Here is a 19,152-nt window from a genome sequence, read left to right as displayed (position 1 = left end):
GAGGGGAGCAACGGTTTGCAATGAGTGCAAGCGTGTTGTTTCCCTTTCACTGTTTTATTGGGGGTTCGTTCCCTGGTTTCTTTTCCTGTTGTAGGGGGAGGGGCTAGGGGGCGGGCCCCCTTTTTTTGTACCCACAACCAGGCACACGCCCACTGACATGAGGTTCACCCGCACCGGGGGACGGATTCTCATGCTCGTGTTATTTGTCCGTCTCAGCGCTTGCTGACGCTCACCGGGTGGCCCGTGCATCCGTCGCATCCTGCAACACGGGCATCTGCCAGGCGCGGGTTCGCTAGACTGGTAAAAATGATCTGACTTACGCCGTGGTATCGGCAGCAGGGGAGCTACGCCTATGGGTGTTATGACGTTCATGCTCTTGGGGTTGGCCCTGGTATCTACCGTCACTCACCTATTGGCTTCTCGCATTCGTTGCCGCGCATTCTATGTGCTTGCCGCAATCATGGCGGTTGTCTTCGCTGTGCTCGCGTCATTCGGCCCCGCCGTGCTGAGCGGCGAGGTGTTCGTTGAGTCCATTCCTTGGGTTCCGCAGCTTGGCCTAGATATTGTTCTCCGGCTGGACACGCTTGGCTGGCTGTTCTCCTTGCTGGTGAGTGGCGCCGGCGCTCTTGTGCTGTTCTACTGCGCCTCGTACTTCGACGATACTGATCTTGGCCAGCCGCGCTTCGCTGCAGTGTTTATGGGCTTTGCGACCTCAATGCTTGGCCTGGTGTTGGCAGACAACCTGTATCTGCTCTTCATTTTCTGGGAAGGGACCACGGTCTTCTCCTTCCTGCTCATCGGTCATGTCTTCCGGCTGCGCACGGCGAACGTCGCGGCACTGCAAGCACTCATGGTCACCACGTTCGGTGGTTTGGCAATGCTCGTGGGCTTCGTGCTGCTCGTGAATTCCGCCGGGACCTCGCTGCTGAGCGAGCTCGTCGCGAATCCGCCATCAGGTGTGCTCGCGACGGTGGCGATCTACCTTGTCGTAGTTGGCGCGCTCACCAAGTCTGCTATTTTCCCCACGCACTTCTGGCTGCCCTCTGCAATGGCAGCACCAACGCCGGTGAGTGCATATCTGCACGCCGCTGCGATGGTGAAGGCAGGCGTCTACCTACTGATCCGCCTGAGTCCTGGCTTCAGCGATGTTCCTGGCCTGCGATGGACGCTCGTCATCCTCGGCGCCATTACGATGCTCAACGGTGGCATTCGTGCGCTTCGCCAGAACGATATCAAGCTCATTGTTGCCCACGGCACGGTCAGCCAGCTCGGACTGCTCGTCATGGTAGTCGGCGTCGGTGATCCGGTCACCACGTTTGCTGCCCTGGTCATGCTCTTTGCGCATGCCGCGGCGAAGGCACCGCTCTTCCTATCTGTTGGCATTATCGACTATGCGACCGGTGTGCGAGATCTTCGCAGGCTCTCTGGGATGTCCAAGCGGTTCCCCGTCCTCGCTGTGGTGAGCGCTGGCGCTGCAGCTTCGATGGCTGGGTTCCCGATTTTCTTCGGATTTGTCGCGAAGGAGTCAGTGTTCACCGAACTCCTCGAGGCAGCGCACCGACAGCCCGTCGCTTGGCTCGCACTCATCGTGGCCTTCGTCGGTAGTCTGCTGACTGTTGCCTACATGATCCGCTTCTTCTGGGGCGCATTCATGACGAAGCCCGGTTGCGCACCGACCCCGGTCACGCACAGGCCGAAGCGGTCCTTCTTCGTCGCCCCGACGGTGTTCGTTTCAATCGCGCTCGTGTTCGGCATCATCGCACCGCTGTTGGATCCCGTGTTCCAACTCGCAGCACCGAACACCCCAGGCGTTGATGTCACTGCGGAACACCTGAGCCTGTGGCACGGATTCACGCCGGCACTGTGGATCTCGCTGGCAGTGATGATCTTCGGTACGCTGCTCTTCTTCCCCGCACGGAAGCTGCAGGCGAAGTTGCCGCCGGCCTCCGAGCGCTGGTCCGCTTCGCACTTCTACTGGTTGATCACCCACTGGCTCGACGCCTTTGCTGTGCGGATGACTGCGATCACGCAGCGCGGTTCTCTTCCGTTCTACCTCGCGGTGATTCTGCTCGTGCTGATCTTCGGCGTCGGCGGAACAGTCCTGGCACTGCGGCCATGGCCGCAGGAGTGGGAACTCGTGTCTTCGCCGGTGCAGATTCCCATCGCGATCATCGTGATTCTTGCGGCGATCTACTCGCTGCGCGCTCGCACTCGTTTTAAGGCTGCGCTGCTCGTCGGCGTGACGGGTTACGGTATGGCCGTGATCTTCGCGCTGCACGGTGCTCCCGATCTTGCGCTGACGCAGTTGCTCGTTGAAACCGTCACGCTCATCGCGTTTGTGCTTGTGATCCGTCGCCTCGCGCCTCGGTTCGGGAATCGAGCGTCGGTGAAGGTGCGTTGGGCTCGCGCTGGCATCGGCATCGGTGTCGGCCTGGTGCTCGGCGCGGTCGCGCTCATTGCGCTTGGCTCGCGAGTGGCGGATCCGATTTCCCTGCAGCTGCCAGATCTTGCCGTGTATGGCGGTCATGGCCACAACGTCGTCAACGTCATGCTGGTCGACATCCGCGGCTGGGACACGCTTGGTGAGCTCTCCGTCGTGCTCGCGGCTGCCACGGGTGTTGCTTCGCTCGTGTTCCTGAGTACGCGCGTCGACACGAAGCCGAAGCTGAGCCGTCGCGAGGCGCGCAGTGCGATCCAGGATCACATGATGCGAGTGATTGATCCGAAGGATCCCGAGCGTCGTCTGAGCTGGCTGCTTTCTGGCCGGATGCTCGATCCGGATCGTCGCTCGATCATTCTCGAGGTCGTGGTGCGCTTGATCTTCCACGCGCTGATCATCCTGTCGATCTATCTGCTCCTCGCAGGCCACAACCTGCCTGGTGGCGGCTTCGCAGGAGGCCTGGTGGCGGGTCTTGCACTCGTTGCACGATACCTCGCCGGCGGTCGGTATGAGCTCCGGGCAACGGTCCCGCTTGATGCTGGTCGCATCCTCGGCACCGGACTTGCGCTTGCGGTCACCATGGCGATTCTGCCGATGTTCTTCGGTCAGGCCGCGCTTGCCTCGGCTTGGGTAGATGTTGATCTTGGCCCATTCGGCACACTGCCATTCGTCACCTCGACCCTCTTCGATGTCGGTGTGTACCTGGTGGTCTTCGGGCTCGTGCTTGACGTGATTCGCAGCCTTGGCGCAGAGATTGACGAGCACGAAGAAGAAGACGAAGAGTTTGGCTTCGATTCTGGCCAAGACTTATCGGACGATGATGCGCCGACCCAAGAAATTCGAACAACCGACACGATCGCAACGGAGGTGAAGACGCGATGACGATGCCACTCATTCTGGTACTCGTGATGGTGGTGCTGTACGCGTGCGGCATTTACCTCATGCTCGACCGTGCGCTCACCCGTCTGCTGCTTGGCTTCCTGATGGTGGGAAATGCGACGAACCTGCTCATTTTCCTCATGTCTGGTTCGTTTGGCAGCGCCCCAATCGCTGACGGCACCGCTGCTGAAGATATGAGTGATCCGCTTCCGCAGGCATTCATTCTCACGGCAATTGTGATCACATTCGGTGTAAGTGCGTTCTTGCTTGCACTGATCTACCGTTCCTGGCGACTTGCCCAGGGTGCACATGACCGCCTGGAAGACGATGAAGAGGATCTCGGTCTTGCTGACGCAGAGATGCTCACGACTGAGGAACTCACAGACGAAGACCTCGAGGACGCACCTGAGTTCGAAGACGAGACGCCAGAGGATTCTGACGGCCGCGATCGATTCGTGACGGGGGAGCGCAACGCATGATTCAGCTTGTTCCGCTCGTTGTCCTCATTCCGCTCGCTGGCGCGGCGCTCGCGTTGGCGTTGCCCGGCCGCCGCCGAATCCAGCAGGGCATCACCCTGCTGGTCCTGACCGCAGTCCTGGTCATTGGCATCGCGTTTATGTTCTTGGTGCACCAGAACGGCACTCTCATTATGCAGGTGGGCGGCTGGGCTGCCCCGTTTGGCATCTCGCTGGTCATCGACAGTGTCTCGGCGATCATGATTGCGGTGTCCGCGGTCGTGCTGCTCGCGGTCTTCCTGTTCTCCATCGGCCAGGGTTTTGCCGACGGTGACGATGAGACACCGGTCTCGATCTACTATCCGACCTATATGGTGCTCGGCGCGGGTGTCTTCAACGCCTTCATCGCCGGTGACCTGTTCAACCTCTTTGTTGGCTTTGAGATTCTGCTCGTCGCCAGCTACGTGTTGATTACGCTTGGTGGCACCGCGCAGCGGATCCGCGCCGGCGTCACCTATGTGGTCGTGTCGCTCGTGTCCTCGACCCTGTTCCTTGCCGCGATCGGTGTCATCTATGGCGCGACCGGCACTGTGAACATGGCCCAGCTCACGGTGCGGATCGCAGAGCTCCCCGATGATGTCCAGCTCGTGCTGAACCTGCTGTTGCTCATTGCGTTCGGCATTAAGGCAGCGGTGTTCCCGCTCGCGTTCTGGCTGCCAGACTCGTACCCGACGGCTCCCGCGCCCGTGACCGCGGTCTTCGCTGGCCTGCTCACCAAGGTGGGCGTGTACGCAATTCTGCGCACGCAGACGCAGCTGTTCCCAGAATCGAGTATCGATCGCCTCCTCATGGTGATCGCCGGACTTACGCTCCTCGTGGGTATTCTCGGCGCGATCTCGCAGCTCGATGTGAAGCGACTCCTCTCCTTCACGCTGATCAGCCACATCGGATACCTCATCTTCGGCATCAGCATGGCGACCGGCCTGGGCTTCGGCGCCACGATTTACTACATGGTCCACCACATCATCGTGCAGACGACGCTGTTCCTTGCGGTGGGTCTGCTGGAACGGCACGGCGGCACGACTTCGCTGTCTGGGCTCGGTGGCGTGCTGCGATCCGCACCCGTGATTGGCGTGCTCTTCTTCATTCCGATGCTGAACCTGGGCGGCATCCCACCGTTCTCCGGCTTCATCGGCAAGATTGGTCTCTTCACCGCGGCCGCGCAGTCCGGCACGGTCGGCGCCTACTGGCTCATCGGCATCGGCACACTGGTGTCGCTCTTGACGTTGTACGCCCTCGCGCGCACGTGGGTGCTGGCGTTCTGGCGCCCCAAGGCACGCAAGGACGCGGATCGCGGCAGCGCAAAGCAGCCCTCGACCGAGGCGATGATTCTGCGTCGCCGCGAGGAGCAGATGTTTGAGCAGCTGCAGGACGCCCCAGATGCGCAGCCTACGCAGGAAGAGAAAGACATTCCGAAGCTCATGACCGGAGCTACAGCTGGCATGGTCGTCGTGAGTATCCTGCTCACCGTGTTTGCCGGCCCGCTCATGGCGTATGCGGAACGTGGTGGTAACGACCTCATGGCACCAAAGGCGATTGTGCAACAGGTGCTGAACGGTGACCCCGCGCTGCCAGGCGGCTCAGGTGAGACCACATCGACCGATGAGGGAGGTGCCCATTGAATTCTGCACAGCGCTCAGCAGAGCGAAACGCGCGTCGCATTGAGTGGCGGATCCGCTTGCACGAGATTCCCCTCATTGTCGGCCTCGTCATCCTCTGGATGATGCTCTGGCGTGAAGTTTCGCTGCTGTCAGCAGTGAGCGGCCTCGTCGTTGCCTTCTTCGCGATGCGAGTGTTCTATTTGCCGCCGGTTGATCTCGCAGGTCGATTCAACGTGTGGTGGGCGATCCGCTATCTGGCGCACTTCTTCTCGCAGCTTGCCATCGCCTCTTGGAACGTGGCATGGCTCGCGGTGAAGCCGGGGCCAGCCCCGAAGACCTCGATCATTGAGGTGCCGCTGCGCACGAGATCTGACTTCATCCTCACGATGGTGGGTTTGACGATTTCACTGATTCCCGGCTCGCTCGTCGTTGAGGTGGATCGGTACCGGTCCACGCTGTATCTCCACGCGATCGATACGCCGACCGGGGTAGAGGTCGCCGCAATGCGTGCAGAAGTTGCGCGAATTGAACGGTTGCTCATCCTCGCGGCAGGGTCGAAGGAAGAAATGGGGAAGGTGCGATGACCACATTCACGATGATCATGCTGATCGCGGTGTGCGCCGGCCTCTCACTCACGGCCATCGCCGCCATCATCCGCATCATGCGCGGTCCGTCAATTCTTGACCGCATGGTCGCGTCTGACGTACTCCTCACCACGGTCATGCTGGCGCTGGGCGTCGACATGGTGGTGCGCGGTCACACGCACACGATCCCGCTCATGATCGTGATTGCCGCAACCGCAACGTTTGCCACGATCGTGGTGGCGAAGTTCGTGCGTCGTAAGGCAGAGCTCGAGACCTCGCAAGCAACCCCGATCGAACCATCGGTTCCCGAAGGAGAAGGCGCTCATGATTGAAGATGTGCTCCACGTCATCTCGATGTGTTGCTTGCTGGTTGCTGCCATCCTTTCGGTGGCGGCGGGCATCGGCTTGTTGCGCTTCCCTGATGTCCTGAGCCGGCTGCACGCTGCGACGAAACCGCAGATCTTTGGCTTGCTCCTCGTGATTCTCGCAATCGCTCTTGAACAGCAGTCGTTCATGACCCTGTTTGCCTTGGTGCCGGTCTTCATCTTCCAATCACTCACGGCGCCCGTTGCCGCGCACATGGTGGGTCGCGCGGCGTACCGCACCGGCGAGCTCGACGATGAGAGCCTCGTGCTTGACGAGCTCGAACCCGCCATTGAACGCGCAAACGCCGAGGCATAACCAGCACCGGTTCTGCCTCGGCGTTTGCCGTGACGCGTATGGTTACGCGTCTACCAAATACCTGCTGTAAGCAGGAAGCGTCAGGAACGTTGGGAAGTCGTCGCCGAGCGATACCTCTGCGAAGAGTTCTGCCGCATCGTCATAGCGATCACCATCGAACCGGGTGAAGCCCGCAACCGCTTCGTCAAGGAGCTCCTGGACCCACGCGCGGGTGATGCGAGTACCCTCTGCGGTGGTCTGATCCTGGTGGATCCACTGCCAGATCTGCGAGCGGCTGATCTCAGCCGTCGCGGCGTCCTCCATGAGGTTGTCGATGGCGACAGCACCCAGGCCACGCAGCCAGGCCTCGATGTAGCGGATGCCGATCGACACGTTTTCGCGAACCCCGGCTTCGGTAACGTCGCGTCCGATGTGGACGTCGAGCAGCTGTGCGGCGGTGACCTCAACGTCATCGCGCTGTCGATCTACCTGGTTCGGGCGATGGCCGAGCACCGCGTCGAACTCTGCGCGCGCAACCGGGATGAGGTCTGGGTGCGCCACCCAGGTGCCATCGAAGCCATCGGTGGCTTCGCGGCGCTTGTCGGCTGTGACCTTCTCCTCTGCACGTGCAGTGACCTCTGGGTCGCGACGGTTCGGGATGAACGCGCTCATGCCGCCGATGGCGTGTGCGCCGCGCTTGTGGCACGTCTTCACCAGCAGTTCCGTGTAGGCCCGCATGAATGGCACCGTCATGGTGACCTCGCTGCGGTCGGGGAGTACGAAGCGTGCGCCGCGGCCACGATAGTTCTTGATGATGGAGAAGATGTAGTCCCAGCGGCCGGCGTTGAGACCAGCGATGTGGTCGCGCATGACGTAGAGGATTTCTTCCATTTCGAACGCTGCGGGCAGGGTCTCGATCAGCACAGTTGCGCGGATCGTGCCGTGCGCGAGACCGAGCATTTCTTCCGTGTAGGTGAAGATGTCATCCCACAGCTTTGCTTCTTCACTCGATTCGAGCTTGGCAATGTAGAAGTACGGGCCGCGGCCGCGAGCGACGAGCTCGCGCGCGTTGTGGAAAGCATAGAGACCGAAGTCGACCAGGCTGCCTGAGGCGGCCCCGGCCTGGCCCTGGGCGTCAACGAAGCGCATGTGCTTCTCAACCAGGTGCCAGCCGCGGGGGCGCATCACGATTGTCGGAGTCTGCTCAGCGGTCACTCGGTACTGCTTGCCCTCGGGGCTCGTGTACTCGAGCTGTTCGCGGATCACGTCGTAGAGCGAAAGCTGACCACCGATGACGTTGTGCCAGGTCGGACTCGTGGCGTCTTCCTGATCTGCCAGCCACACCTTGGCGCCGGAGTTCATCGCGTTGATCGTCATCTTGGGGTCGGTCGGACCCGTGATCTCGACGCGGCGATCTTCCAGACCAGGACCTGCGCCCGCGACCTGCCAGCTCGGATCCTCGCGGATGAGCTGGGTGTCCGCACGGAACTTCGGGTCGCGGCCGTTGCCGATCTCGTAGCGTCGGCGCTGGCGGTCTGCGAGGCGTTCGTGGCGGGTGGTCGCGAACTTCTCGTGGAGGGCAGTGACGAACTCGAGTGCCTCGGGTGTGAGGATCTCATCGAATCGTGGCTGGGGCCGGCCGAGCACCTCAATGCGGGGGCCGAGGGGAGTGGCGGTGCGCTGCGGCGCGGCCGCCTGCATGGTGGTCATGATCTTTCCGTTCTATGCGTTACGTGTCTGCGTTGCTGAGCAAGCGTGGATTAGTGGAACTGGCCCTCCTCGGTCGAGCCCACGAGTGCGAGGGTCGATGCCGAGGGGTTGAGTGCGGTTGAGATTGCGTCGAAGTAGCCGGTGCCGACCTCGCGCTGGTGCTTGGTTGCGGTGTAGCCGCGAGCTTCGTCAGCGAACTCGCGCTCCTGCAGCTCGACGTACGCCGACATGCCGTTGCGTGCGTAGCCGTGTGCAAGGTCAAACATCGACGAGTTGAGCGAGTGGAAGCCGGCCAGCGTAATGAACTGGAAGGTGTACCCCATTGCGCCAAGCTCACGCTGGAACTTTGCGATGGTTGCATCGTCGAGGTGCTGCTTCCAGTTGAACGAAGGCGAGCAGTTGTACGCGAGCATCTGGTCGGGGAAGTCGGCCTTGACTGCCTCAGCGAACTCGCGAGCGAGCTTGAGGTCGGGGGTACCGGTCTCCATCCAGATAAGGTCTGCGTAGGGTGCGTAGGCCTTCGCGCGAGCGATCGAGGGTGCGAGACCGTTTTCGACCTTGAAGAAGCCTTCCGCGGTGCGCTCGCCGGTGATGAATGGGCGGTCGCGCTCATCGACATCAGAGGTGATGAGCGTTGCTGCCTCCGCATCGGTACGAGCGATGATGAGGCTCGGTACGTCTGCCACGTCGGCAGCGAGGCGAGCTGCGTTCAGGGTACGGATGTGCTGCTGGGTCGGAATGAGGACCTTGCCGCCGAGGTGGCCGCACTTCTTCTCGCTCGCGAGCTGATCTTCCCAGTGAACGCCTGCTGCGCCCGAAGCGATCATCGACTTCATGAGCTCGTAGGCGTTGAGTGGGCCACCAAAGCCTGCCTCCGCGTCAGCGACGATGGGTGCGAGCCAATCCTCAACCGTGTGGATGCCCTCCGAGAACTCGATCTGGTCGGCGCGCAGCAGCGCGTTGTTGATGCGGCGAACGACCTGAGGGACTGAGTTTGCGGGGTAGAGCGACTGGTCGGGGTAGGTCTGGCCCGAGATGTTGGCATCAGCAGCTACCTGCCAACCCGAGAGGTAGATGGCGCGAAGGCCTGCCTTGACCTGCTGAACTGCCTGGTTGCCGGTGAGGGCGCCGAGTGCGTTGGTGTAGTCACCGGTGGCAGACTCCTCGGCAAGCTGCTTCCAGAGTTTCTCTGCGCCACGGCGAGCGAGCGTGTGTTCTTCCTGTACGCGACCGCTGAGCTTCACGACGTCTTCGCCGGTGTAGTCGCGGGTAATGCCCTTCCAACGTGCGTTGGTTGCCCAGTCCTGCTCGAGCTCTACTGCCCTTGCGATGTCGTTCGTCACGATGTGCTCCTTCGGTTAATCCGCTGAAAGTGAGAGGGATTTCTGTGCGGTACCCCCATCTTGCGGGCACTGCACGGGGGGAGTTATCGGTTTTTCCGGGTGAAGAATCGCAGTATTTCTGCTTGCGCAAACTTTCGTGAAGCTGTCACGATGAGGAGAAGCCTTTACGAGAGGAGCTGACAATGCCGTCAGTCACCCCAGACCCTTCAACATCCGAGACAAGCGATGCGCTGGTGCTCGGCCGACGCATTCGCGAACGCCGAATGGAACTCGGCATGACGCTTGATCACCTTGCAAAAAGCGTGGATCGGGCGCCCTCGCAGCTCTCTGCCATTGAGAACGGGAAACGCGAGCCGCATTTGCCGCTGCTGCGAGCCATTGCGGCTGCGCTCGGAGCTTCGCTCGATGAGTTGCTGAGCGACGAGGCGCCGAGCGAGCGGGCTGCGCTGGAGATCGCCGTTGAGCGAGCGCAGCGTGGGCCGGTGTTTCAGGCGCTTGGACTGCAGCCGATCCGCGTCTCAAAGACCGCGAGTGACGAAGTGCTGAAAGCGATTTTGGGACTGCACCAGGAAGTGGAGCGGGTGCACCGTGAGCGGGCTGCCACGCCGGAAGAAGCGCGACGTGCGAACACCGAGTTGCGTGCAGAAATGCGGGCCCTCAACAACTACTACCCAGATCTCGAACGTGTCGCCCGTGAGCTGTTGGAGCGTGTGGGGTACACCGATGGGCCCGTGTCTCAGCGCACGGTCTCCGGGATTGCGGAGCAGCTAGGATTCAGCCTGCACTATGTCTCGGGAATGCCGCACTCGACCAGGTCGGTCATTGATCGCCGCAACGGGCGCATCTACTTGAGTAGTACGCTCCCGTCGCGGGACGCGCGTGCGCCGATCCTGCGGGCGCTCGCGGGCATTGTGTGTGGGCACGAGGAGCCAAAGAGCTACGGAGACTTTCTCCGGCAGCGCGTGGAGTCAAACTATCTCGCTGGGGCAGTCCTGCTGCCTGAACGATCGACACTGCGCACCCTGCAGGAAGCGAAGGCCGCACGCGATATCTCCATGGAAGATCTGCGTGATGCCTATGCGGTGTCGTATGAGATGGCCGCGCACCGCTTCACGAATCTTGCGACCAGTCATTTGGACCTCGAAGTGCACTTCACCAAGGTGCATGAGTCTGGCACCCTGATCAAGGCATACGAAAACGACGGGGTGCGCTTCCCCTCTGACGCGCTCGGCAATCTTGAAGGTGCAATGATCTGTCGTAACTGGACCGCGCGCACGATCTTTGCGCAGCCAGACAGGTTCAACCCTTGGTACCAGTACACGGACATGGCGAGTGGCGGCACCTACTGGTGTACCTCGCGCGTCGAAAAGGCGAAGGAAGGGCTGTACTCGGTCAGCGCCGGCGTGCGGTTTGAAGATGTGAAGTGGTTCCGGGGGAGGGACACCCCGCACCGGACCGCCTCGCAGTGCCCAGACGACCGCTGCTGTCGGATGGCCTCGCCCGAGCTCACCGAAAAGTGGCGCGACCTTGCCTGGCCGGAAGCAGCGACCCCGACCAGCCTGCTCGCCGCGTTGCCGACGGGCGCATTTCCCGGCGTTGACAACCACGAAGTTTTCGCGTTCTTGGAGGCTCACGAGCGTGCAGCAACGAATATTCCGTAATATGTCTGTGATAAATGGTGTTGTGGGGTGCGCCCAGCTACTCGCCTGCGATAGCGTAGAGAGTGCAACGCATCGACGGAGTCCCGCGATGCGAGTTCGAGCCACGAGATCGGAATGGTGAAGCCATGAGCAGCGAAAATCGCCAGCGAGCAGCAGACGACACTGAGGTGCGTGCAACGCAGCAATTCCGAGATGATCTTGGCGCGATGATTCGTGCCCGCGCAACCGACCTGACGGTCGATGAGCGTGAAGCAGTAGAGGCCCTGCCGTCGGGCGCGGCTCTGCTCGTGGTACGTCGCGGTCCCGACCAGGGCGCGCGCTTCCTGCTGGATCAGGCAAGCACTGTCGCTGGCCGTCACCCCGCAGTTGACATCTTCCTTGACGATGTGACTGTTTCACGTCGTCACGCTGAGTTCACTCGCGAAGGCACCACGTTCTCCGTGGCTGACCTCGGTTCACTGAACGGCACCTACTGCGACGGTACCCGCATCGTTGGCGCGCGTGAGCTCGCTGACGGTGACGAGGTGCAGGTCGGTAAGTACCGCTTCACGTTCTTCGCCTCGCGCTTCGACCTTACGGACCTGATCTAGCGTGTCCGTCGCGGTTGCCCGCGAGCAGCCGGAGCGCCTGCTCAGTATTGGGCAGGTGCTTTCGGTGCTTTCAGAGAGCTTTGCGGACCTCACTCCGTCCAAGCTGCGTTTCTTGGAAGAGCAGGGCCTCGTCGCGCCCGAACGCACCAAGTCGGGCTACCGCAAGTTCTCACAAGAGCACATCGAACGCGTTCGGTTGGTGCTGACCCTGCAGCGCGATCATTATCTGCCGCTCAAGGTGATTGCCGACATGCTCGAAGAACTCGATGCCGGTGGTGACCCAGTCATCCCTGGCGCCGCCGAGCGGAGCGTGTCGAGCATGCTTGCCCCGAGCCTGGTGCTCAGCGGCGACGAGCTCTGCCGTAAGGCTGGCACCGACATGCGGTTCCTTGGCCAGGTCATCGCGGCGGGCCTGTTGCCCGCTGCCGAGGTATTCCCGTTCGAGTGCATCGCGCAGCTCACGGCGCTCGTGCGCCTCGCGGAACAGGGTCTTGGCCCGCGCCACCTTCGTGCAATGCGGATCGCGGCAGAACGTGATGCTGAACTCATTGAACGCGGCGTTGCTGCGCGACTGGGAAACGCTGGCGCACATGCGAAGCATGAGGCAGCTCTCGCGCTCGCTGAAGACCTCGAGGCAGTTCGCTCTGGCGTGTTGCGCCGCGCCCTCAACGAGATTTAACGAGACGAAAATTCGCGGGAAATCGCGGGTGAAAACCCGCTGAACCGCGGGTGGGAAATATTGCCGCGTGGCGGTCGTTGCGCGGTGAGAAAAGCAGGGATACCTTTGACTGTGTCCACCCCACCCGAAAGGATCGTCATGGAGCAATCGGAGCCTTCAGTTGAAGGAATGCACTTCAGTTCGCTGGGTGCTGATCTCCTGTTCGATGACGGCCTCCCGAAGCCGAACACCGACGGCGGGTTTAAAGGTGCTGTAGCCGCTCGCGCTGCCGGCATCACCTATCGTCAGCTCGACTACTGGGCACGAACCGGTCTGGTGGAGCCGACGGTACGCAGCGCGAAGGGTTCCGGCTCGCAGCGCCTGTACGGTTTCCGTGACATCCTCGTGCTGAAGCTCGTGAAGCGACTGCTCGATACGGGCATTTCGCTCCAGCAGATTCGTACCGCTGTTGAGCAGCTGCACGAAGCTGGTGTGCATGATCTCTCGCAGACTACGCTGATGAGTGATGGTGCTGGTGTGTACCTCTGCACCTCAAGCGATGAGGTAATTGACCTTGTGAGCCAGGGTCAGGGTGTATTCGGTATTGCAGTGGGGAAGGTGCTTCGCGAGGTCGAGACCACCCTCGTCGATATGGACGACCACCGCGAAAAGGGCGAAGCTGACCCCGTCGACGAGTTGGCAGTTCGCCGCAAGTCACGCCGCAAGATCTCCTAAGTTTCTGCAGCACTGGCAGCTCCTCGCTGCTTCGTAAACTGCAACAGGAAAGCCCCGCACTTCATGTGAGAAGTGCGGGGCTTTCCTGTTGTGCCCGAGGGGCGAGAAGCGTGTGCCTCTAGCCCTCTGCGACAGCGGTCTCAGTTGCACCACGGTGCGGCGCTGCAGGGGCGTCGATCTCTGCGGCGCGCAAGACACGGTCAAGCACCTGGTCGAAGTTCGCAGCCATCTCCTGTGCTGCCTCGCCCGGCCACAGGTGAACGGGCTTCGCCGCGCCCTGAGCCTGCTGGAGCGCAGGGCGCTCGGGAAGCTGGGGGTTCAGTACCAGCGGGCCGAACATCTCGCGCAGCTCGCGGATACGGAACTGGTGCTCCTGCGACTGCGGCTGCGAACGATTGATGAGGACGCCGAGTGGCTGAAGACGCGGGCTCACGCCACGGCGGATCTCTTCGATCGCGCGGAGGGCACGGTCTGCTGCAGCAACAGCGAACAGGCTGGGCTCAGTGACGATGATGACGCGGTCGCTTGCAGCCCACGCGGTGCGGGTCAGTGCGTTCAGCGAGGGGGCCGAGTCGATAAGTACGAGGTCATACTCAGACTCAAGCGACGCGAGCGCCTCCTCAAGCTTCCAAATGTCACGAGTCGACGGGTGCGGCCCGTCAAAGTTGATGGCCGAGGGGCTGCCGACGAGCAGGTCGACCTTGCCTCCCTCGTGCAGACCGTTCCAACCACTTGGCGCAATTGCTGCGCGAACGGTTGCGGGCTTAGGGCTCTCGAGAACGTCAGCGACGTTGGAGAAACCTGCGGGATTTACTGCGAGGCCGGTCGAAACGTCGGACTGGGGGTCGAAGTCGACAACCAGGGTACGCAGACCACGCGAGAACGCAGCAGAAGCCAGGCCAAGGGTCACCGTTGTCTTGCCTACGCCGCCCTTGAGGGAACTCACACTCAATACATGCACGTTGACAGTCTACTTGATCTCGGTGTGAGCGCGATGAAAAGTGGCCCGAATCGCTCTACGCGTAACTCATGGCTTAGCATCGTACGGTGGACTTTCCGTGGTTCACGGGAGGAGCTTACAGCTATGGCGATCCGCGAAATTCGCGTGTTTGGTGATCCGGTGTTGCGTACGGTCTGCACCCCGATCGAGACCATCGACGACGGGGTGCGTGCCATGGTGCAGGACCTTGTGGATACGGTCGCGTTTGACGGCCGTGCCGGCCTTGCGTCGACACAGATTGGCTACACGCAGCGCGCGTTTAGCCTGCACATCGACGGCAAGGTGAGCTACGTGCTAAATCCTGAGCTCTTCGGCCTTGAGGGCGAGCCGGTACCCACGGGCGAGGGGTGCCTCTCGGTTCCTGATCTGTGGTTCGATGTACTCCGGTACCCGCGTGCGTCGGTGCGCGGTATTGACCTCGACGGCAATCCCGTCGTGATTCACGGTGAGGGTCTCATGGCGCAGGCGCTTCAGCACGAGTGCGATCACCTCGACGGCAAGCTGTACATTTCGCGACTCGAACGTGAGACGCGTGGGGAAGCAATGCGCCAGATTCGCACATCAAGCTGGTTCTAATGTCGGATGGGCGATCCGCGCCCATTCCTCATGAACGCACTGCGGGGCGGCACGAGTAAATTCGTGCCGCCCCGCAGTGCGTTGTGCGTGTGGATCTGTGACTAGGGTTCGTAGATCGCGTTGATCTCATCAGCGAAGTCGCGCAGGATCGCATCACGCTTGATACTGAGCTTCGGCGTGATGTGGCCATTTGCCTCGGTGAAGACCATAGGGAGAATCGTGAATTTGCGGATCGATTCAGCGCGCGAAACGTAGAGGTTTGCGCGATCAACCGCGTTCTGGATCTCCGCGCGAACCTTCGGGTTGCGGGCAGCCTCGGCAAGCGACATATTCGCGTCTTCACCATTGTTGGCGAGCCAGGCAGGAAGCATCTCAGGGTCGAGGGATACGAGCGCTGCAATGAACGGGCGCTGATCGCCAACGACGACGACCTCACCGACGACGGTGTTGCTGCGGATCGGGTCCTCGAGCGCTGCGGGGGAGACGTTCTTGCCGCCAGCGGTAACGATGATCTCCTTCTTGCGGCCAGTGATCGTGAGGTAACCCTCATCGTCGAGCGAGCCGATATCGCCGGTGCGGAAGAAGCCATCACTTGTGAACGCCTGTGCAGTGGCCTCGGGGTTCTTCCAGTACTCCTTGAAGACGTCGAAGCCCTTCACAAGGATCTCGCCGTCATCGGCAATGCGGATCGTGTGGCCGGGAAGTGCCGGACCCACCGTGCCGATCTTGAAGTGATCAGGAAGGTTCACGCTGACCGGTGCCGTCGTCTCAGTGAGGCCGTAGCCTTCAAGGATCTTGACGCCAAGGCTGCGATAGAAGTGGCCGAGATAGTTGCTGAGTGGCGCGGATCCTGAGATCGCGTAGGTCACATGGCCACCGAGCTTTTCGCGGAGCTTTGCGTACACGAGCTTGTCGAACAGCTTGAACTTTGCGTTCAACATGAACGAGACCTTGCCCTCGTCCACGGCCTTTGAATGGGCGACGGCAACCTTCGCTGCCGCGCGGAAAATCTTGCCCTTGCCGTCTGCTTCGGTCGACTGCTCCGCTGAGTTGTACACCTTTTCGAACACGCGGGGAACCGCGAGGATAAACGTCGGGTGGAACGTGCCGAGCGCGGGGAGAAGCTTCGAGGTGTCGGCCTGATGGCCAACGCGCACGCCCTCAGAGACCGCGAGCACCGAAATGAAGCGCGCAAACACGTGCGCGAGCGTGACGAAGAGCAGCGTGGAAGCGCCAGGTTGCTGGACGACCTCGCTGAGGCCTGCCGACGCATTGTTCGACAGATCAATGAAGTTCGAGTGCGTGAGGACGCAGCCCTTCGGGCGACCGGTCGAGCCGGAGGTATAGATCAGTGTCGCCATATCGCCGCCAACAGCAATTGAGCGTCTGCGATCAATTTCCTCGTCAGGTACCTCAGTGCCGGCTGCGAAGAGATCAGCCAGGGCATCACGGTCGAGACGCCACACCAGATCGAGGTTCGGCAATTCCGACTGGACCTCATGGAAGCGTGCGGCCTGGTGCTCAGTTTCCGTCATGAGACCGCGAGCGCCCGAATCCTGAAGGATCCAGTGCAGCTGCAGCGCCGATGACGTCTCATATACCGGCACCATGATGACGCCCGCGTAGTGCAGTGCAAAATCAACGAGCGTCCACTCGTAACTTGTCTTTGCCATGAAAGCCACGCGGTCGCCGGGCTGCAGGCCACTCGCAACGAACCCCTTCGCAAGTGCGACCACTTGACGACGGAATGCTGATGCAGTGATGTCGTCCCAGCCGCCGACGCCGTCTGGCGTTGCGAACAACACACGGTCGGGAGTGAGGGCAACACGCTTCTCGAGGAGATCGGCAATGTTGGTCTCCGGAGAAGAAGGGACCAGGGCTGGGGTTTCGGCTTGTTTCACGGCAACTCCTTGGGACGTCGTGTGTTCCGTAGCGTGGTGAACCGCTGAGTGCTCGCCCGCATAAGTTGGATACAGCTTATATGTATGGCCGCAATCCGCCATGGCTCTTGTATCCTTGGATACAGCGAGGAAGGGATGCCGTCGACTGTGCTCTACTGGATTTTTAAACACCTGCTTATCGGCCCACTGCTGAAGACGATTTACCGTCCGTGGGTCGAGGGCTCAGAGAACATCCCCGAGAGCGGACCTGTCATTCTGGTGGGTAACCACCTCTCGGTGATCGACTCCTTCGTGCTGCCGGTCATGGTGGACCGTAGGGTGTACTTCCTCGCAAAGAGTGACTACTTCACTGGCAAAGGCCTAAAAGGCTGGATCGTGAAGTCATTCATGCTCGGTGTCGGCCAGCTGCCGATCGACCGCTCGGGGGGCAAAGCCTCGGAGGCTTCGCTGAACACGGGCCTCTCGGTGTTGGAACGCGGCGATGTGCTCGGTATTTACCCCGAGGGCACCCGCAGCCCAGACGCCAAGCTGTACCGCGGCCGCACTGGCGTTGCGCGTCTCGTGCTGGAATCAGGCGCCACCGTCGTGCCTGTCGTCATGATCGACACCGAAAAGGCGATGCCTATCGGCGTCAAGATCCCTCGTATTCGGCGGATCGGCACCGTCATCGGAAAGCCCCTCGACTTCAGCCGCTTCGCGGGCATGTCTGCTGACCGCTTCGTGTTGCGAAGTGTGACGGATGAAATCATGCTCGAGATTCAAAAGCTCAGCGGCCAGGAGTATGAAGACGTCTACGCCTCGAGCGTACGCAACCGCGCCCCAGTGCGCTAAAACCCCAGCGCTCCCACTAGGCTGAGGGAAACGCATAGCCAGCTTTGTGGATCTATGCGTTGGATTCAAATGTCTTTGAGCACCAAGGAGAGCAGAGAACGTGACTGGTCGACAGCAAAACGTTACCGATGAGCAGATCTTCGCGGAGCTTGATAACTATTTGACGCTCGAAGCCAAGCAGCAGCCCAGCTGGCCAGACCTCGACGCGCTCGCAGCAGCGAAGCGCGAACTCGGCACACAGCCGCCGCTCGTCTTCGCAGGTGAGGTTGATGCGCTCCGCGCTCGCCTTGCAGAAGCTGCGCAGGGTAAGGCGTTCCTGCTGCAGGGCGGCGACTGTGCTGAAACGTTTGACGCTGCAACCGCAGACAAGATCCGCGACCGTGTGAAGACACTGCTGCAGATGGCGGTCGTGCTCACGTACGGCGCATCGCTTCCCGTGATCAAGGTGGGTCGTATGGCCGGCCAGTTCGCAAAGCCGCGTTCGAGCAACGAGGAGACCCGTGAGGGTGTCACGCTGCCCGCATACCGTGGTGATCTCGTGAACGGCTACGACTTCACTGAAGGCTCACGCACCGCAGACCCCTCGCGTCTCGTGCAGGGGTACCACGTGTCGGCTTCGACCCTGAACCTGATTCGCGCCTTCACGCACGGTGGCTTTGCTGACCTCCGTCAGGTACATGCGTGGAACCGTGGCTTTGTCGCGAACCCCGCAAACCAGCGCTACGAGTCTCTCGCTGCCGAGATCGATCGCGCGCTCCGCTTCATGGAAGCGTGCAAGGTCGATCACGCTGCGCTCTCGCAGACCGAGTTCTACGTGAGTCACGAAGCGCTGCTGCTCGATTACGAGCGCCCGCTCGCTCGCATCGATTCGCGTACCGGTGAGCTCTACGGCACTTCGGGCCACATGCTCTGGATCGGCGAGCGCACGCGCGAGCTCGACGGCGCGCACGTTGACTTCCTCTCGAAGGTGCGCAACCCGATTGGCGTGAAGCTTGGTCCGACCGCGACGGTGGAGGACGCTGTTCGCCTCATGGACAAGCTCGACCCCGAGCGTGAGCCCGGTCGCCTGACCTTCATTACCCGCATGGGCGCTGGCAAGATCCGTGATGTCCTGCCTGGCATCCTCGAAGGGGTCAAGCGCGAGGGATCGACCCCGCTCTGGATCACCGACCCGATGCACGGCAACGGTATCACCTCATCGACTGGGTACAAGACCCGTCGTTTCGAAGACGTCATGGACGAAGTACTTGGCTTCTTCGAAGCGCACCGTGAGGCAGGCACCTTCCCCGGTGGCGTGCACGTTGAGCTCACCGGTGACGATGTCACCGAGTGTCTCGGTGGCGCAGAGAACATCGACGAGGAGGGTCTCGCGACTCGCTACGAGTCGGTATGCGATCCGCGCCTGAACCATCATCAGTCGCTCGAGCTGGCATTCCAGGTCGCAGAAGAGCTCAAGCGCTCGGTCTAA

Annotated in this window: 17 protein-coding genes; 13 read left to right on the top strand and 4 right to left on the bottom strand. The window is 61.3% G+C overall.

The window, feature by feature from the left end:
- Positions 1-352: 352 nt before the first annotated feature.
- From ICM05_RS12155 to mnhG, 6 genes are read left to right on the top strand one after another with little or no spacing between them, the layout of a single operon-like run.
- Positions 353-3,322: a Na+/H+ antiporter subunit A gene (locus ICM05_RS12155; RefSeq protein WP_188024894.1), complete on the top strand. Its 2,970-nt coding sequence runs from the start codon at positions 353-355 to the stop codon at positions 3,320-3,322.
- Positions 3,319-3,798 (top strand): Na(+)/H(+) antiporter subunit C, encoded by a 480-nt coding sequence (locus ICM05_RS12150; protein WP_188024893.1) that lies wholly within the window; start codon positions 3,319-3,321, stop codon positions 3,796-3,798. Before ICM05_RS12155 ends, ICM05_RS12150 begins: the two co-directional genes overlap by 4 nt.
- Positions 3,795-5,456 (top strand): Na+/H+ antiporter subunit D, encoded by a 1,662-nt coding sequence (locus ICM05_RS12145; RefSeq protein WP_188024892.1) that lies wholly within the window; start codon positions 3,795-3,797, stop codon positions 5,454-5,456. Before ICM05_RS12150 ends, ICM05_RS12145 begins: the two co-directional genes overlap by 4 nt.
- On the top strand, positions 5,453-6,019 hold the full coding sequence (locus ICM05_RS12140) for a Na+/H+ antiporter subunit E (protein ID WP_188024891.1): 567 nt from the start codon (positions 5,453-5,455) through the stop codon (positions 6,017-6,019). Before ICM05_RS12145 ends, ICM05_RS12140 begins: the two co-directional genes overlap by 4 nt.
- Positions 6,016-6,351 carry a monovalent cation/H+ antiporter complex subunit F gene (locus tag ICM05_RS12135; RefSeq protein ID WP_188024890.1) on the top strand — a complete coding sequence of 112 codons (336 nt, stop codon included), beginning with the start codon at positions 6,016-6,018 and terminating at the stop codon, positions 6,349-6,351. The genes ICM05_RS12140 and ICM05_RS12135 overlap by 4 nt, the downstream gene beginning before the upstream one ends.
- Positions 6,344-6,700 carry a monovalent cation/H(+) antiporter subunit G gene (gene mnhG, locus ICM05_RS12130; RefSeq protein ID WP_188024889.1) on the top strand — a complete coding sequence of 119 codons (357 nt, stop codon included), beginning with the start codon at positions 6,344-6,346 and terminating at the stop codon, positions 6,698-6,700. The genes ICM05_RS12135 and mnhG overlap by 8 nt, the downstream gene beginning before the upstream one ends.
- A gap of 42 nt (positions 6,701-6,742) precedes the next feature.
- Here mnhG and aceB read toward each other — a convergent pair whose 3' ends face one another.
- Entirely contained in the window at positions 6,743-8,389 is a 1,647-nt protein-coding gene (gene aceB / locus ICM05_RS12125; protein ID WP_188024888.1) for a malate synthase A, read from the bottom strand.
- A 50-nt stretch (positions 8,390-8,439) separates the two neighbouring features.
- Positions 8,440-9,732 carry an isocitrate lyase gene (gene aceA, locus ICM05_RS12120; RefSeq protein ID WP_188024887.1) on the bottom strand — a complete coding sequence of 431 codons (1,293 nt, stop codon included), beginning with the start codon at positions 9,730-9,732 and terminating at the stop codon, positions 8,440-8,442.
- A gap of 182 nt (positions 9,733-9,914) precedes the next feature.
- Here aceA and ICM05_RS12115 point away from each other — a divergent pair, with 182 nt between their 5' ends.
- From ICM05_RS12115 to ICM05_RS12100, 4 genes are all read left to right on the top strand, one after another.
- Positions 9,915-11,393 (top strand): XRE family transcriptional regulator, encoded by a 1,479-nt coding sequence (locus tag ICM05_RS12115; protein WP_188024886.1) that lies wholly within the window; start codon positions 9,915-9,917, stop codon positions 11,391-11,393.
- A 125-nt stretch (positions 11,394-11,518) separates the two neighbouring features.
- Complete coding sequence (locus tag ICM05_RS12110; RefSeq protein ID WP_188024885.1) at positions 11,519-11,983, top strand: FHA domain-containing protein; 465 nt, start codon at positions 11,519-11,521, stop codon at positions 11,981-11,983.
- A 1-nt stretch (position 11,984) separates the two neighbouring features.
- Positions 11,985-12,662: a MerR family transcriptional regulator gene (locus tag ICM05_RS12105; RefSeq protein WP_188024884.1), complete on the top strand. Its 678-nt coding sequence runs from the start codon at positions 11,985-11,987 to the stop codon at positions 12,660-12,662.
- 168 nt (positions 12,663-12,830) lie between these two features.
- Positions 12,831-13,376 carry a MerR family transcriptional regulator gene (locus tag ICM05_RS12100; RefSeq protein ID WP_188024883.1) on the top strand — a complete coding sequence of 182 codons (546 nt, stop codon included), beginning with the start codon at positions 12,831-12,833 and terminating at the stop codon, positions 13,374-13,376.
- 118 nt (positions 13,377-13,494) lie between these two features.
- On the opposite strand, the gene ICM05_RS12095 is transcribed toward ICM05_RS12100, so the two are convergent.
- A complete protein-coding gene (locus ICM05_RS12095) occupies positions 13,495-14,337 on the bottom strand; it encodes a ParA family protein (protein ID WP_188024882.1) in 843 nt (280 codons plus the stop codon).
- Between the two features lie 123 nt (positions 14,338-14,460).
- Between ICM05_RS12095 and def the strand changes: the two genes are divergently transcribed.
- Positions 14,461-14,952: a peptide deformylase gene (gene def / locus ICM05_RS12090; protein WP_188024881.1), complete on the top strand. Its 492-nt coding sequence runs from the start codon at positions 14,461-14,463 to the stop codon at positions 14,950-14,952.
- Positions 14,953-15,053: 101 nt separating this feature from the next.
- Here def and ICM05_RS12085 read toward each other — a convergent pair whose 3' ends face one another.
- A complete protein-coding gene (locus ICM05_RS12085) occupies positions 15,054-16,853 on the bottom strand; it encodes a long-chain fatty acid--CoA ligase (protein WP_188024880.1) in 1,800 nt (599 codons plus the stop codon).
- 147 nt (positions 16,854-17,000) lie between these two features.
- Here ICM05_RS12085 and ICM05_RS12080 point away from each other — a divergent pair, with 147 nt between their 5' ends.
- Both ICM05_RS12080 and ICM05_RS12075 read left to right on the top strand, forming a co-directional pair.
- Positions 17,001-17,684, top strand: a complete 684-nt coding sequence (locus ICM05_RS12080; RefSeq protein WP_188024879.1) for a lysophospholipid acyltransferase family protein — start codon at positions 17,001-17,003, stop codon at positions 17,682-17,684.
- 136 nt (positions 17,685-17,820) lie between these two features.
- The gene (locus ICM05_RS12075; RefSeq protein WP_188024900.1) at positions 17,821-19,152 is read left to right on the top strand and encodes a class II 3-deoxy-7-phosphoheptulonate synthase; all 1,332 of its coding nucleotides are present in this window, start codon (positions 17,821-17,823) and stop codon (positions 19,150-19,152) included.

Source organism: Leucobacter sp. cx-42, from assembly GCF_014529985.1.
Classification (GTDB): Bacteria; Actinomycetota; Actinomycetes; order Actinomycetales; family Microbacteriaceae; genus Leucobacter.
This window is presented reverse-complemented; position numbering and strand designations above follow the sequence as displayed.